The following is a 13,700-nucleotide window of genomic DNA, read 5'->3' as shown; positions in this document are numbered from 1 at the left end:
GACGGCCCGCGTCAGACGCGGTCGGCGTGGGCGTCGCGGATGCCCCGGCGCAGCAGCTTGCCGGGACCGCCCGACGCGTCCTGCGTGTGCGGGAGTCCGTCCGCGATGACGACAGCGTCAGGGTGCTGGTGGGCGGGCAGCCGTTCGGCGAGGGCGGCCTTCACGGCGTCCTCGGTGAGCGACGCGCCCGCGCGCGGGACGACCGCGATCAGCACCTTCTGCTCGACCGCGTCCTGCCCCTCGGGATGCGCCGGGACCCCGACCGCGCCGGCCTCGGCGACGCCGTCGAGCTCGATCGCGGCCTCCTCGATCTCGACGGGCTGGGTCCACCGGCCGCCCTTGAGGATCGCGTCCTCGCGGCGTCCGAGCACGTGGAGGAAGCCGCCGGGGTCCATCCGGCCGAGGTCGCCGCCGACGTACCAGCCGTCCCGCATGACGTCGGCGGTCTTGCCGGGCAGCTTGTCGTAGCCGACCATCATGTTCGGCCCGGCGAGGTTGATCTCGCCGACCTCGTCCACCACGCGGTTCCCGTTCGGGTCCGTGATCCGCACCGCGCAGGACGTGCGGGCGCGTCCGGCGGACGAGAGGTCCTGGCTGCCGTCGTCCTGGCGTCCGAAGCAGGTGTAGGGGGCCTCGGTCTGGCCGTAGTAGCTGTAGATCGCGGCGCCCGGCACGCGCGTCAGGATGCGTTCGCGCAGCGCGGGCAGCAGCGGCTCGCCGCCGAGCATGATCGTCTTCAGTGAGGACAGGTCGACGCCCTCGTGGTCGTCCGAGCCGAGCAGCGCGGAGAAGAAGCTCGGGATCAGCGAGACGTGCGTGACCTTCTCGCGCGGGACGACCCTGAGGAAGTTCGCCGGGCCCCAGTCCTGTTCGAGGACGAGCGTCATGCCCGCGTAGAACGCCGGGCCGACCAGCGCGGGGAAGCCGATGCCCCAGATGATCGCGCCGGTGCCCATCACCGAGTCCGGGCCGTGCTCGACGTCCAGCCAGATCTGCGCGGACGCCAGCGACGAGAAGTGCGTGTGCATCACGGCCTTCGGCAGGCCGGTCGTCCCGGAGGTGTAGAACAGCGCGAGCAGGTCGTCGCCGAACCCGCCGAGCGGCGGCTCGGCCTCGCTCGCGTTCGCGGCGAGCGTGTCGAGGTCGACGGTGTCGTCCCCCGGCCCGCCGACGCGCAGCCACAGCTTCACGTTCGGCAGGTCCGCGCGGATCTGCTCCACCAGGCCCTCGACCGTCGCGTCGTACACGAACGCGGTGCACTCGGAGTGCTCGACGACCTGCCTGAGGGTGTCCGCGGGCCAGTACGGGTTCAGCGCGGCGACGACCGAGCCGATCTTCATCTGCGCGAGGTACACCTCGGCGACGTGGAGGGTCTCGTTCATCAGGGACGCGACGCGCGTGCCCGGCGCGACCCCGGCGGCGAGCAGCGCGTGCGCGACGCGGTTCACCCGCCGGTTGAGCTGGTCGTACGTGAAGCTCTGCTCGCCGCAGTACGTCAGCGCGGTCTTGTCGGGGGTTCGGAGGGCGTTGGCGGTCAGGATGGCGTGGGCGTAGTTGGTGAAGGGACTGTTCTCTCGCGCCACGGCTCGGCTCCTTCGGCTCAAGCTGCAGGGGGTGGGATGCGGGGCGGACGGCGGGAGGCGAGAACTCGGGGCCCGGGACGAACCGGACGGTCAGCGGGAGCCCCGTGTCAGCGGGAGCCGTAGAGGACGAGCGGGTTCCCGGCGGGGTCGCGGAGCACGGCGCGGATCTCGTGCGGACCCTCCTCCGGGCCGCGCACGAGCGTCGCCCCGGCGGCGGTGAGCTTCTCGACCGCGGCCGCGACGTCCTCGACCTTGAAGGACGCGGCGGGCGCGCCCCCGGTGACGTCCTCCTCGGGGCCGGCGATGGCGAACGTCGTGCCGCCGCCCTCGAACACGGCGAACCGCCCGCCGTCCTGGAACTTCAGCGTGAGGCCGAGTTCGTCCCGGTAGAAGGCGACGGCCCGCTCGACGTCCTGCGCGGGGTAGAGCACGGTGCCGAGGCGCGGCAGATCGGTCATGCGGGACTCCAGTGGGGGATCGGCCCGAAGCCGGGCAACTCGGCGAACCGGACCCGGACCGGCATCCCGATCCGGACGTCCCCGGGCGGGCATCCCGTGATGTCCCCGAAGACGCGCGCGCCCTCGGGGAGGTCCACCCAGGCGACGGTGTAGGGCGGCGGGAAACCGGGGAGGAACGAGCGGTGCACGACGGTGAACGTGTGCACGGCGCCGCGTCCGGACACCGCCTCGTACGCGAGCTCCGCGCTCCCGCAGTACGGGCAGCGGAGTTCGGGGAAATGCACGAAGCGGCGGCACCCGCCGCAGCGCTGGAGTGCCAGCTCACCGCGCCGGCAGGCCGCCCAGTAGGGCTCGGTCGCCGGGCTCGGCGTCGGAGTGGGGCGCGGGTCGTCCATCGCCGCCCAACCTAGCGCACGCTTGGTTAGGCGACAAGAGTGCCGAACGCGGCTCGATCCCGGCGCAATCTAGGAGACGGCGAGGCGGTCGCGGGACAGGCGGTCGGCGCGGCGGGTCGTCTCGGGCAGCCGGTAGCGCGGCGCGAGCGCGAGCGCGTGGCGGCACGCCTCGTCCAGGGCGACGCGGTGGCCGACGGAGACGAAGACCGGCTTCACACCGTCCTGGGTGCGCAGGACGCGTCCGACCTCCGTGCCGTCCAGGAGGAGCGGGGACTGGTCGCCGCGCTTCGCGCCGGGCTCCTCGTGCGTGCCGACGAACGCGGTCTTGGCGATGCCGATCGTCGGCAGGCCGGTGATGATCCCGAGGTGGCAGGCCAGCCCGAACCGGCGCGGGTGCGCGAGGCCGTAGCCGTCGCAGACCAGCAGGTCGGGCGTGGTGGTGAGGCCGCGCAGCGCCTCGACCAGCGTCGGCAGCTCACGGAACGCGAACAGGCCCGGGACGTACGGGAAGTCGGACGTCCCGACCGCGACCGACTCCTCGATGACGTCCAGGGTCTCGGTGTCCAGCACTACCGCCGCCGCGGCCACGCGCGCGTGCGTGCCGCCGCCGTCGCCCGCGTACGAGACGTCCAGCCCGGCGACCGTGCGGGGAGCGACCGAGCCGGACGTCTCCACTTGCCCGCGCAACGCGTTCTGGACCGCCTCGGCCTCGGACGGTGTGGTCGGCCAGGCGTGCGGAACCGTGATCTCCATGGCGAAAACCGTAGCGCCGCTCCAGACTGGTGGGTCATGAGCGAACTGGAGACCGAGCGGCTGGTGCTGCGGCCCCTGACGGGCGCCGACTTCGACGCCTACGCCGCGATGATGGCCGACCCGGACGTGGCTTCCGGGCTGGCCGAGGGGGTCGGGCGGTCCGTGGACGACGTGTGGCGCAACCTCGCGATGTTCATCGGGCACCGGGAGATCCGCGGCTACTCGCACTGGGCGCTCGTCGAGAAGGACACCGGCGCGTTCGTCGGACGCGCCGGACCGTGGAGCCCGCACGGCTTCCCCGGTCTCGGCGTCGGCTGGTGCCTCGCGCGCGAGCACTGGGGCAAGGGCTACGCGTCCGAGGCGGCCCGCGCGGCGCTCGCCTTCTGCTTCACCGTGCTGGACGCCGAGGAGGTGGTCTCCCTGATCCTGCCGGGCAACGACCGCTCCGTCGCCGTCGCCGAGCGGATCGGGCATCGCCACCTGCGCGACACCGAGTACCGGGGCAGGCGCGTCCACGTCTACGGACAGACCCGCCGGACCTGAGCCGCCCGACCATCTGAGCTACCCAAGCAAATGCTAGGTCATTTAGGCTGGGCGGGTGCCGACCGATCTCACCGACCTCGCGGCCCCCGCCCACACCGCGCTGCTCGTCATGGAGATGCAGCGCGGTGTCGCGGGCGACCTGGCCCGCTTCCCCGACCTCGTGAAGACCTGCGCCGACCGCGACGTGACGGCCAACGCCGCCCGCGTCGCGAGGGCGGCCCGCGCGGCGGGCGTGCGCGTCGTGCAGTGCACGGCCGCGTTCCGTCCCGACCGCGCGGGCAGCCACACCCGCAACTCGCCCTTCCTGCGCGCGCTGCTCAAGGACCCCGCGCACATGCTGGAGGGGACGGCCGCCGTCGAGGTGCTGCCCGAGTTGTCCGACCCGTCCGACCTCGAATCCCGCCGCTACCACGGGTTCTCGCCGTTCACCGGGACGTCCCTGGACATGACGCTGCGCTCGCTCGGCGTCACCACGGTCGTCGCCGTCGGCCTCTCGCTGAACCTCGGCATCCCGGGCCTCTGCCTGGAGGCGGTGAACCTCGGCTACCGGGTCGTCTGCGTCACCGACGCCGTCGCCGGGACCCCCGCCGAGTACGGGGACGCCGTCCTCGCGCACACGATCCCGCTGCTCGCCGCGCGCGCCACCGCCGGCGACCTGGTCCGCGCCTGGGAGGGCTGATGGACGGTCTCGACCTCACCGGACGCGTCGCCGTCGTCACCGGCGGCGCGGGCGGCATCGGCCGCGCGATCTGCGCCGACCTCGCCTCCCTCGGCGCGCACGTCGTCGTCGCCGACCTCGACGCGGACGCCGCCGCCGAGACCGCGAAGCCGCTCGGCGGGACGGCCCGGCACGTGGACCTCGCCGACCCCGCGTCCATCGACGCGTTCACCGAGACCGTCGGCCCGGTGGACGTCCTCGTGCACAACGCGGGCGTCAGCGTCGTCGAGCCGTTCACCGAGAGCGACCCCGCGCACTGGGACCTGATGTGGAAGGTCAACCTGCGCGCCCCGATGCAGCTCACCCGTGCCCTGCTGCCCGGGATGTCCGAACGCGGACACGGACGTCTCGTGTTCGTCTCGTCCGACGGCGCACGGGCCGGATCGGGCGGCGAGGGCGCGTACGCCGCCACCAAGTCCGGACTGTTCGGACTCGCCAAGACCCTCGCCCGAGAGGCCGCGCGCGGCGGCGTGACCAGCAACATCGTCTGCCCGGGACCGACGGACACGCCCATGGTCCGGCAGGTGGCCGAGCGGCACCCGGATCTGCTCGACAAGCTCGCCCGGCAGATCCCGCTGCGCCGCATCGGCCGTCCGTCCGACATCGCGGGCATCGTCGCGTTCCTCTGCACCGACCGCGCCGCCTACATCACCGGCCAGACCGTCTCGGTCAGCGGCGGGATCACGATGCAGTGACCGGTCTAGAGGGAGGCGTAGGCGGCCTCGACCAGCCGGTACGACCGCAGGTCGCCGGAGAGCTGGTCGCCCATGCGGTTCGGCAGATAGGCGACGACCAGGTCGGCATCGATGTCGGCGAAGCCGAGCGCGCCGCCCGCGCCGGTGTGCCCGAACGCCGACCCGCGGCCCGCCTCCGGGGTGAAGAACGTCATCGACGGACGCATGTAGCCGAGGCCGAACGCGCTGTCCACGGTGAGCGTCAGGTCCTCACCGCTCACGCGCGTCCGGATGCCCTCGCGCAGCGTCTCCGGCCGGACGTACCGTCCGGCGAGCAGGTTCACGTAGAACCGCCCGAACGAGCGCGCGGTCGCGACCATCCCCGCGGACGGCCAGCCCGCGCGCAGCACGACCGGGTTGTTGAAGCCGCCCTTGCCAGGGCTCGGGTTGTTCGTCGACCGGTTCATCCGGCTGTCGCGGTCGAGGAAGGCGGTGGCGAGACGGGTGAGGCGCGCGTCGTCCACCGCGCGCGGCCCGTCCTCGTTCTGGACGCCGCGCATGTTCGTCAGCTTCGCCGCGCGCTCGATCACCTCGTCGTCCGACCCGACCCACAGGTCCAGATCGGCGGCGAACTCCTTCTTGATGAAGTCCCCGGCGGGCATCCCGGCGAAGTGGCGGACGAGGTGCCCGGCCAGCCAGCCGTAGGTCAGCGCGCCGTAGCCGTGCGCGGTTCCGGGCGTCCACTCGGGCTCCTGCTCGGCCAGCTCGGCGGCCCGCGCCTCCGCGTCCGCGGCCTCCTCGGCCGTCACCGGACGCGCGAACGCGGGCAGTCCGACCTGGTGCGTGAACAGGTGCTCGTTGGTCGCGACGTCCTTGCCGTGGACACCGAACTCCGGCCACCAGTCCGTGACCGGCGCGTCCCAGTCGAACGTGCCGCGCTCGGCGAGCAGCAGGGCGGCCGTGGCGGTCAGCGCCTTGGTGCAGGAGAAGCCGAACGCGGGCGTGTCCTCGATCCAGGCGCGTCCGGTGCGGCGGTCGGCGAGGCCGCCCCACAGGTCCACGACCTTGTGGTCACCGGAGTAGACCGCCACGGCCGCGCCGACCTCACGGCCCTCGGCGAAGTTCCGCTCGAACACCTCCCGGACGCCGGCGAAGGCCGGATCGCAGTGCCCTTGAACCGTCGGTTCCTGCACGTTCGTCATGGCGGCGGCGTCCTCTCCTCGGAAGGGTCTGAAACCGAATGATGCTCGATGAGCCGAACAACTGGGGACGCTGGGGTGCCGCCGACGAGCGCGGCGCGCTGAACCTGCTGACCCCGGAGACCGTGCTGGCCGCCGCGTCCTGCGTCCGGGAGGGCCGGGTGCTCGGGCTGTCGCTGCCGATCCGCGGCGCCACGTCCTCGCCCGCGCCGACGACGGTCCCGCACCTGCGCGGACGTCCGCTGCCGCAGCACTTCATGTCCGTGGACGGCGGCGACTACGCGGCCGGCACGAGGGCGATCGGCGCGGGCCTGAGGATGGCGGACGACGCGCTCGTCGTGACCCCGCACGGCACCACCACCCATATGGACGCCCTCTGCCACATGTGGTCGGGTGACGAGCTGTACAACGGGCATCCCGCGAACCGCGTCCGCTCCTACGGCGCCGGACGCTGCGGCATCGACAAGGCCGGACCGGTCGTCGCGCGCGGCGTCCTGTTCGACGTCCCGCGCCTGCGCGGCGTCCGGCACCTTGCGACGTCCGACCGCGTCACCCCGGACGACCTCGAGGCGTGCGACGTGGACGTCCGTCCCGGGGACGTCGCCGTGATCCGCACCGGATGGCCGCTGACCTGGGAGGACGGTCCCGACGCGTACTGGAGTGGCCAGCCCGGGCTGTCCGCCGAGGCGGGCCGCTGGCTCGCGGAACGCGACGTGTGCGCGGTCGCGTCCGACAACGCGGCGATCGGCGGCCTCAACGAGCGCCAGCTCGCCGACGAGGGCCTGGCCGACGACCTCCACATGATCCTGCTCTGGCGGCACGGGATCCCGCTGCTGGAGATGCTGTGGCTGGAGGAGCTGTCCGAGTCGTCCCGGACGGACTTCCTGTTCATCGCCGCCCCCCTCCGGATCGAGGGCGGCACGGCGAGCCCGATCAACCCCGTCGCCGTCCTCTGACGTCCTCCTTCGAGGCCCCGACGCATCCTTCGGGACCGCTGTGCGATGCCTGAATATTCGCTCTATGTCCACCCAAAAGTGATCAACGGGTGATCGTCCGCCACGAGCCTTGCCTGCGTCCATCCCCCCAGAGCAAGGAGGACGCCAGATGCGCAGACTCGTGACGGTCGGCGCGGCCGGGGCGCTCGTCGCCGCGGCCGTCTCCCTCACCGGGACCGCCGCCACCGCCGCACCCGCTCCGCACGTCAGGTTCGTCGACGCGGGGCAGAGCTCCGCGCAGATCGACAAGTTCTGGACCAAGGCGAGGATCACGAGCGCGAGGGAGTACCGCGGCGCGGACGCGTCGGCGGCGGACTCCGGCGGCTCGGTCGACGCGTCCGCCCAGGGCACGCCCTACCTGCGCGCCGGCACCCCGCCCAAGGCCGACGCCGGCGAGGTGACCGCGCAGTGGCGGCAGCCCCCGGCGCTCGGACGGCTGTTCTTCAGCCTCAAGGGCAAGACCTGGTTGTGCTCGGCGACCGTCGTGGTGTCCGACAACCACGACACCATCGCGACCGCGCGGCACTGCGGGTTCGGCGAGGGCGCCACCAACTACCGGTTCGCCCCGGCGTACTCCAGGGGCAAGGCCCCGCGCGGCTGGTTCACCTGGCGCAAGGCCGGCTGGGTGACCACGCCCGGGGTCAAGGGCGACAACGCGTTCATCGTGCTCAACAAGCGCAGCGGCAAGCACGTGCAGGACGCGGCGGGATCCGAGGGCGTGGCGTTCAACTACAAGCCGGGCTCCTACTCCACGAACCTGCTCGGCATCCCGGGTGACAAGGACTACCCGTGGCGCTGCTCGGGCAAGCCGCACGGCAGCGGTGACAACCGCGTCATCTACCTGCCCAACTGCAAGGGAATGAGCGGCGGCGCCAGCGGCGGCCCGTTCCTGATCAAGTTCAACGCCACCACCGGCGTCGGCTGGCAGACCGCGAGCTACTACGGCTCGTGCGGCAAGGACGCCTGCGGCGCGCAGTGGCAGAAGGATGCGCTGGCCGTCTACCGGGGCGCTCAGCACCGCTGACCTTCTCCGGCGAAACGGCGGGCCGTCCGGCACGGGCGGCCCGCCGTTCTCGTCCGGTCAGGCCGGCTGAGGTTCTTCGATCTCCTCGACGCCGAGGGTCTTGGCGGTCGGCGAGGCCGGGACGTCGTCCTTCGCCGGGTACGTCCCGAGCGCCTGGTCCGAGATCGGCGTGACGACGCCGAACCAGTAGCGCTCGTTCCGGTAGTGGTGCAGGCGGTGGCTGCGCCAGGCGGTCCGGTAGGGCGCGTGCCGCGGACGGTAGGACGAGTGGATCAGGAAGTGCGTCCACTCGTAGGCCGCGAGCGCGGTGAGCGAGGTCGCGACGCCGGTCGCCGCGAGCCGCCGGTCCCGCAGGAGGGCGGCGTTGAGGATGACGATCCCCGCGATCGCCCGGGTGACCACCGGCATCGGGACGAAGACCAGCTCGGCGTCGCGCGGGTCGCGGTGGTGCGCGCGGTGCTTGCGGGAGAGCAGCGGGTCGATCCGGCGGCCGTTCACGGTCTTCGGACGCCAGTGCAGCACGCCCACATGGACGATCCACTCCACGAACGGCTCGGCGGCGACGATCCCGGCGGCGACGGTGGCGTCCCGGCGCGTCCAGCGGCCGAGCGCGACGCGCGCGGCCACGGCGGTCGCGGCGGCCGGGACGAGCGCCTTCGGGCTCGGATGCCGGAAGAACTCGCGCGCCGCGCCGGTCAGGGTCAGGCCCGGCTTGAGCCAGCCGGGGGTCTCGGGTCGGGGGCTCACCCTCGTTCCTCCTCGGAGAAGTGGGCCAGCACGGCTGCGCGGCCCTGGTCCAGCAGCGCGACGGCGCGGGCGCGGGCCCGCTCGCCGTCCCCGGCCTCGACGGCCGCGATCAGGTCCCGGTGCGCCGCCACGTCGCGCCGCTCGTCCATGACGAGCAGGTCGACCAGCGCCTCGACCGGGCGGTACGCGTCGCGAAGGACGTTCACCGACAGCCGGTAGCAGACGTTTCCGGAGCCTTCGATGAGCAGGTCCCAGAAGCGCACGTCGATCGCGGCGAGCCCGGCGGTGTCGTCGGCTCCGCCGTCCGTGACGAGGGATTCCAGGTCCGCGAGGACGTCGTGGAGGGCGGCGCGGACCTCGGCGGAGGCGCGTCCGGCCGCGAGCGACGAGGCGTCCGCGCCGATGGCCGTCCGCATCTCCATCACCGACCGGACGGTCGTCGCGTCGATGCCGCCGTCCGCGCCGAGGAACAGCCGGGGGAGCAGGTCGAGCCCGGCGGTGCGGCGGAAGTCGCGCACCCGCGTCGCCCCGCCGTGCCGGATCTCGACCAGCCCGAGCTGGTCGAGCCGCTGCAGCGCCTCGCGCAGCGCCTGCCGGTTGACGCCGAACTCCTCGGTCAGCGCGCGCTCGGCCGGCAGGCGTTCGCCGACGGGCAGCGTGCCGTCCAGGATCCGCGCCGCGATCTGGTCGAAGACCGCCGTCGCCACCGAGGTCCGCTCGACAGGGGAGAAACCGCTCATGTCGGAATTCTGATGACCCGAAGGTTCACACGTCAACTGGTCCGACCAGTTTCTTCGAAAGAAGCGCCGACCGACGTCCCGGAGGACGCCGATCGGCGCTCAGTAGAGGCTCAGGCTCCCGGGTACGCGCCGCCGCCGTGCGCGTCGTCCAGGGCGTCGTAGTCGGGCGTGTAGCCGCGCTTCGGGATCTCGTCCACGAACACGACCTCGCGCGGCTTCTTGTACGAGGCGATCTCACCCCGGACGTGGTCGACGATCTGCTCCGCGGTGGCGTCGGCGCCGTCCTTCAGGACGACGACCGCCTTGGGGGACTGGCCGAACCGCTCGTCCGGGACGCCGATGACGGCCGCGTCCGCGACCGACGGATGGGTCTTCAGCGCGCGCTCGACCTCGGCGGGGTAGATGTTCTCGTTCGCCGACTTGATCATCCGCAGCCTGGGTCCGATGAAGGTGAGCGTGCCGTCGTCCTCGCGCCGTCCCAGGTCACCGGTGTGGTGCCAGCCGCCCGCCGCCTTCGCCGCGTTCAGTTCCGGCCGGTTCCAGTAGCCGGAGAACAGGCTGTGCCCGCGCGCGCAGATCTCGCCGACCTCGCCCGGCGGGACCTCCCGCCCGGCCGCGTCCAGCAGCCGCACGTGGACGAGTGGGGAGGGGCGTCCGGCGAACCCCTTGCCGCCCATGCCGAGCCCGAGGAACGTCAGCATCCCGCCGACCTCGGTCTGCCCGTACCCACCCATCCCGGACGCGCACCACGGGCTGTCGTCCACCGTGATCATCGCGTCCCACTCGGGGGAGTGCGAGACGAACCGCAGCGAACTCAGGTCGTACCTCCCGCCGGCGTTCGCCTGGACGAGCCCGTCGATCATCGGCCCGAACAGGAACGCCTGCGTGCACCTCTCGGCCTCGATCAGGCGGCACACCTCGGCCGGCTCGTACGCGGGCGTGACGACGATCCGGCCGCCGAGCTGGAACGTCGCGAGCGTGAACATCATCGTCCCGACGTGGAACAGCGGGCCGCACGCCAGGAAGGCGAAGCCGTCCTCCATCTGCCGCATGTGCAGCAGGGACACGCTGTGCGCGACGAGCGCCGAGTGGCTGAGCAGCGCCGCGTTCGGACGGCCGTCGAACGCGGCCGTGTACAGCGCGAGGACGGGCGCGCCCGCGTCGGCGGCCTCCGGAAGGTAGGCCTCGCCGGACGCCAGGAACGCCTCGTACTCCTCGCCCGAGCCGATCCAGCGCGTGTCGGACGCGACCTGACCGCGTGCCTTCTCGACGGCCTCGGACTCCTCCCACACCACGACCCGCGGGGTCAGGTCGGACAGGACGTGGGCGAGCTCGTCGGCGGACTGCCGCCAGTTCGCCGGGCAGAAGATCGCGCCGAGCCGTCCGCAGGCCAGCAGCAGCTCGAGCACGCGGAACGAGTTCTGGCCGAGCCACAGCACCCGTCCGCCCGGCCGCACGCCCTCCGCGGCCAGCGCCCCGGCGAGCCGTGCCACCCGGTCGTCGAGCTCGGGATAGGTCAGCCGGACGTCGCCGTCCACGACCGCCGCGCCGGCCGGACGGCCCCGCGCGTGCTCGGCGAGGACGTCGCCGAGGGTGAGCCGGTGTACTGCGGACATCGCGCCTCCTGGGGGTGGGGATCAGCGGAACGCGGGCATGACCTCGGCCGCGAAGAACCTCAGGACCTTCTTCATCTCCGCGAGCGGCATCGGCCGGGTGGAGCCGAAGTCGCACATCAGGTGCCCGAACCCCATCTCCCGGATCGCCCGGATCTGGCCGATGACGCGTTCGGGGTCGCCGATCACCTCGAGCTGCTCCCAGCGGAACTCGCTGTCCACCGCACCGCCCTTCAGGTAGCGGTTCTGGTAGTACTCGAAGCCCTTGGCCGCCTGCCCGGTCGTCCGGTCGATGGGCGCGCTCTGCAGGTTGAAGATCCGCGAGCGGTCGAAGGACGCCTCGAACCGGGCCTGGTCCTCGCGGGCCTGCTCGACGGTCGGCGCGGCGTACACGATCCGGCTGGCGACCAGCTCCACGTCGGCGGCGTCCACGCCGTTCGCCGCGGCGGTCGCGTGCCATGTCTCGGCCGCCTTGGCGATCTTCTTGAACGGCGCGGCCGGGTCGGCCAGGATCGGCAGCCCGCGCGCCGCGTACATCTCGACGGTCTCGGGGCTGACGGCCGCGACGTGCACCGGCGGGTGCGGCCGCTGCACCGGCTTCGGCATCAGGTTCAGCGGGTGCTCGGTCTCGAAGAACCGGCCCTTGTACTCGAAGTTCTCCTGCGTCCAGAGGCCGAGGATGACGTCGAGCGACTCGTTGAACCGGTCCCGCGCCTCGGCCAGGTCGAGCCCGAAGTTCTCGAACTCGATCGCCTGGTAGCCGCGTCCGATGCCGAGCTGGAGGCGTCCGCCGGACAGCAGGTCCACCATCGCGGCCTCCTCGGCCACGTGGATCGGGTTGTGCAGCGGCAGCACCACGATGCCGGTGCCGAGCCGCAGCCGCTCGGTGCGCGCGGCCAGGTTCGCCAGCATCGTGAAGATGTTCGGGACGGTCCCGTACTCCCGGAAATGGTGCTCGGCGATCCAGACCCCGTCGAAGCCGAGCTCCTCCAGCAGTTCGACGATCTCGATCTGGTACTCGTACACCTCACCCGGGGTCTGCCCCGCGAACTGGTGGAACAGGTGGAAGGCCGAGAACTTCATCGGGCGGTCAGCCACGTCGCAGGCTCCTTCGTCAACGCGCGGGGCGGGCGCCCGCCCCCGGGGGCGGAGCCGCACCCTGCCAACATTACGTACCAAGCGCTCGCTTGGGAAGCCTAACAGTCCGCCCGACCCGGCGGGAGGAGGTCACCGGCCAGGGTGAGACGCAAAGAACACGCTTTCGTGCCAACGTCCCGGTCGATCTGGGCGACCAACCAATGCTCTATTGCAAGATCGAAAGAGGATTGACACGTGGGACGCATCGAAATCTTGGCCGCGGGGGCGGCACTGCTCGCCACGACGCTCACCCTGGCCGCCTGCGGCGGCGAGGGTGGCAAGGGCGACGGCGCCAAGCCGAAGAGCACTCTGGACGCGGCCACGTCATCCGCGCCGGCCACGCCGGCCGGCCCCGACAACTCGGGCAAGCCGCCCGCCGACCTCGTGAAGGCCGCACTGAACGGCATCGAACACGCCAAATCCGTTCGGTGGAAGGGCGACTTCACTGAAGACGGGCAGACGTTCCACGTCGACTTGCGTCTGACCGACGACGCGGCGGACGGCAGCATGCAGGTGGACGGCGGCGTGACGAAGTTCCGCGCCAAGGGCGGCAAGCTCTATCTGATCGCCGACCCGGCCACCTTGGAGGAGGATCTCGGGGACAAGGCGCTCGCTGCGAGGCTCGCCGGCAAGTGGGTGCTGTACCCGGTGGGCGAGTTCAAGGAGTTCCGGAGCTTCCTCAGCCTCCAGAAGTTCGACCGGGAGGTCATCGGCCAGCTGCGCAAGGTCTTCTCGTCGGTGTCCGCGGGGGGCGGGCCGGTTCGCGCGGACGTCGGGGGCACTCCGACGCTCGCCATCACGGGCTCGGACCATACGACGACGATGTTCGTGGCCGCGAACGGGACGCCGCGCATGCTCCGGTTCAACTCGACCGTGGCGTTCGGCGGGCTGCCGGTGGGCCAGTTCGACTTCTCCGAGTACGACGCCCCGCTCAAGATCGACGCCCCGGTGGACCCGATCGACATCCGCAAGGTCGGCTCCGGCACGTGAGGTAGAGCCCGTCGCCCGGACGCCTCACCGTCCGGGCCATGCAGCTCTCCCGCGAACTCGACTGGGTCGCCAAACTCGAAATCCTCGAGGGCTACCGCAACCGCGACGGCCTCGACTGGTCCCACCCCCGC

The 13,700-nt window shown here is 72.2% G+C and carries 15 protein-coding genes and 1 pseudogene; 7 read left to right on the top strand and 9 right to left on the bottom strand.

The features are described 5' to 3' along the window. Positions 1-11 precede the first annotated feature (11 nt). From AB0L06_RS40195 to nfi, 4 genes are all read right to left on the bottom strand, one after another. Positions 12-1,583: a class I adenylate-forming enzyme family protein gene (locus tag AB0L06_RS40195; protein WP_500236632.1), complete on the bottom strand. Its 1,572-nt coding sequence runs from the start codon at positions 1,581-1,583 to the stop codon at positions 12-14. Between the two features lie 107 nt (positions 1,584-1,690). After that, entirely contained in the window at positions 1,691-2,041 is a 351-nt protein-coding gene (locus AB0L06_RS40190) for a VOC family protein (RefSeq protein ID WP_500236631.1), read from the bottom strand. Next, on the bottom strand, positions 2,038-2,436 hold the full coding sequence (locus AB0L06_RS40185; RefSeq protein WP_500236630.1) for a Zn-ribbon domain-containing OB-fold protein: 399 nt from the start codon (positions 2,434-2,436) through the stop codon (positions 2,038-2,040). The genes AB0L06_RS40190 and AB0L06_RS40185 overlap by 4 nt, the downstream gene beginning before the upstream one ends. A 69-nt stretch (positions 2,437-2,505) precedes the next feature. Continuing rightward, entirely contained in the window at positions 2,506-3,189 is a 684-nt protein-coding gene (gene nfi, locus AB0L06_RS40180; protein ID WP_500236629.1) for a deoxyribonuclease V, read from the bottom strand. Between the two features lie 36 nt (positions 3,190-3,225). On the opposite strand from nfi, the gene AB0L06_RS40175 reads away from it, so the two are divergent. The 3 genes from AB0L06_RS40175 to AB0L06_RS40165 are packed head-to-tail and all read left to right on the top strand — an operon-like array spanning position 3,226 to position 5,145. After that, entirely contained in the window at positions 3,226-3,732 is a 507-nt protein-coding gene (locus AB0L06_RS40175; RefSeq protein ID WP_500236627.1) for a GNAT family N-acetyltransferase, read from the top strand. Positions 3,733-3,787: 55 nt separating this feature from the next. Further along, on the top strand, positions 3,788-4,411 hold the full coding sequence (locus AB0L06_RS40170; protein ID WP_500236625.1) for a cysteine hydrolase family protein: 624 nt from the start codon (positions 3,788-3,790) through the stop codon (positions 4,409-4,411). Beyond that, positions 4,411-5,145 (top strand): SDR family NAD(P)-dependent oxidoreductase, encoded by a 735-nt coding sequence (locus AB0L06_RS40165; RefSeq protein WP_500236624.1) that lies wholly within the window; start codon positions 4,411-4,413, stop codon positions 5,143-5,145. The genes AB0L06_RS40170 and AB0L06_RS40165 overlap by 1 nt, the downstream gene beginning before the upstream one ends. 5 nt (positions 5,146-5,150) lie before the next feature. On the opposite strand, the gene AB0L06_RS40160 is transcribed toward AB0L06_RS40165, so the two are convergent. Beyond that, on the bottom strand, positions 5,151-6,326 hold the full coding sequence (locus tag AB0L06_RS40160; RefSeq protein WP_500236623.1) for a serine hydrolase domain-containing protein: 1,176 nt from the start codon (positions 6,324-6,326) through the stop codon (positions 5,151-5,153). A gap of 41 nt (positions 6,327-6,367) precedes the next feature. Between AB0L06_RS40160 and AB0L06_RS40155 the strand changes: the two genes are divergently transcribed. After that, positions 6,368-7,279 (top strand): cyclase family protein, encoded by a 912-nt coding sequence (locus AB0L06_RS40155; protein WP_500236736.1) that lies wholly within the window; start codon positions 6,368-6,370, stop codon positions 7,277-7,279. 148 nt (positions 7,280-7,427) lie between these two features. Further along, the gene (locus AB0L06_RS40150) at positions 7,428-8,342 is read left to right on the top strand and encodes a hypothetical protein (RefSeq protein WP_500236622.1); all 915 of its coding nucleotides are present in this window, start codon (positions 7,428-7,430) and stop codon (positions 8,340-8,342) included. 57 nt (positions 8,343-8,399) lie between these two features. Here AB0L06_RS40150 and AB0L06_RS40145 read toward each other — a convergent pair whose 3' ends face one another. From AB0L06_RS40145 to AB0L06_RS40130, 4 genes are all read right to left on the bottom strand, one after another. Then, on the bottom strand, positions 8,400-9,089 hold the full coding sequence (locus AB0L06_RS40145; protein ID WP_500236620.1) for a sterol desaturase family protein: 690 nt from the start codon (positions 9,087-9,089) through the stop codon (positions 8,400-8,402). Next, positions 9,086-9,829 carry a FadR/GntR family transcriptional regulator gene (locus tag AB0L06_RS40140; protein WP_500236618.1) on the bottom strand — a complete coding sequence of 248 codons (744 nt, stop codon included), beginning with the start codon at positions 9,827-9,829 and terminating at the stop codon, positions 9,086-9,088. The genes AB0L06_RS40145 and AB0L06_RS40140 overlap by 4 nt, the downstream gene beginning before the upstream one ends. A 110-nt stretch (positions 9,830-9,939) precedes the next feature. Then, a complete protein-coding gene (locus AB0L06_RS40135; protein ID WP_500236616.1) occupies positions 9,940-11,445 on the bottom strand; it encodes an AMP-binding protein in 1,506 nt (501 codons plus the stop codon). Between the two features lie 21 nt (positions 11,446-11,466). Further along, complete coding sequence (locus tag AB0L06_RS40130; protein ID WP_500236735.1) at positions 11,467-12,525, bottom strand: LLM class flavin-dependent oxidoreductase; 1,059 nt, start codon at positions 12,523-12,525, stop codon at positions 11,467-11,469. 249 nt (positions 12,526-12,774) lie between these two features. On the opposite strand from AB0L06_RS40130, the gene AB0L06_RS40125 reads away from it, so the two are divergent. Further along, on the top strand, positions 12,775-13,569 hold the full coding sequence (locus AB0L06_RS40125) for a hypothetical protein (RefSeq protein WP_500236614.1): 795 nt from the start codon (positions 12,775-12,777) through the stop codon (positions 13,567-13,569). Positions 13,570-13,589: 20 nt separating this feature from the next. Then, positions 13,590-13,700 (top strand): annotated as a pseudogene (locus tag AB0L06_RS40120) (proteasome accessory factor PafA2 family protein); the annotation flags it as partial.

The organism is Spirillospora sp. NPDC052269 (assembly GCF_040679435.1).
In the GTDB taxonomy this organism is placed as follows: domain Bacteria; phylum Actinomycetota; class Actinomycetes; order Streptosporangiales; family Streptosporangiaceae; genus Spirillospora.
Note: the sequence above shows the minus strand (reverse complement) of the source record. Positions and strands in the feature narration are given on the sequence as shown.

Excerpts from the sequence above, each read along its gene's own strand:
- AB0L06_RS40190 (WP_500236631.1), bottom strand. The coding sequence starts at position 2,041 with ATGACCGATCTGCCGCGCCTCGGCACCGTGCTCTACCCCGCGCAGGAC.
- AB0L06_RS40185 (WP_500236630.1), bottom strand. The coding sequence starts at position 2,436 with ATGGACGACCCGCGCCCCACTCCGACGCCGAGCCCGGCGACCGAGCCC.
- AB0L06_RS40175 (WP_500236627.1), top strand. The coding sequence starts at position 3,226 with ATGAGCGAACTGGAGACCGAGCGGCTGGTGCTGCGGCCCCTGACGGGC.
- AB0L06_RS40160 (WP_500236623.1), bottom strand. The coding sequence starts at position 6,326 with ATGACGAACGTGCAGGAACCGACGGTTCAAGGGCACTGCGATCCGGCC.
- AB0L06_RS40155 (WP_500236736.1), top strand. The coding sequence starts at position 6,368 with ATGCTCGATGAGCCGAACAACTGGGGACGCTGGGGTGCCGCCGACGAG.
- AB0L06_RS40150 (WP_500236622.1), top strand. The coding sequence starts at position 7,428 with ATGCGCAGACTCGTGACGGTCGGCGCGGCCGGGGCGCTCGTCGCCGCG.
- AB0L06_RS40165 (WP_500236624.1), top strand. The coding sequence starts at position 4,411 with ATGGACGGTCTCGACCTCACCGGACGCGTCGCCGTCGTCACCGGCGGC.
- AB0L06_RS40140 (WP_500236618.1), bottom strand. The coding sequence starts at position 9,829 with ATGAGCGGTTTCTCCCCTGTCGAGCGGACCTCGGTGGCGACGGCGGTC.
- nfi (WP_500236629.1), bottom strand. The coding sequence starts at position 3,189 with ATGGAGATCACGGTTCCGCACGCCTGGCCGACCACACCGTCCGAGGCC.
- AB0L06_RS40135 (WP_500236616.1), bottom strand. The coding sequence starts at position 11,445 with ATGTCCGCAGTACACCGGCTCACCCTCGGCGACGTCCTCGCCGAGCAC.
- AB0L06_RS40130 (WP_500236735.1), bottom strand. The coding sequence starts at position 12,525 with ATGAAGTTCTCGGCCTTCCACCTGTTCCACCAGTTCGCGGGGCAGACC.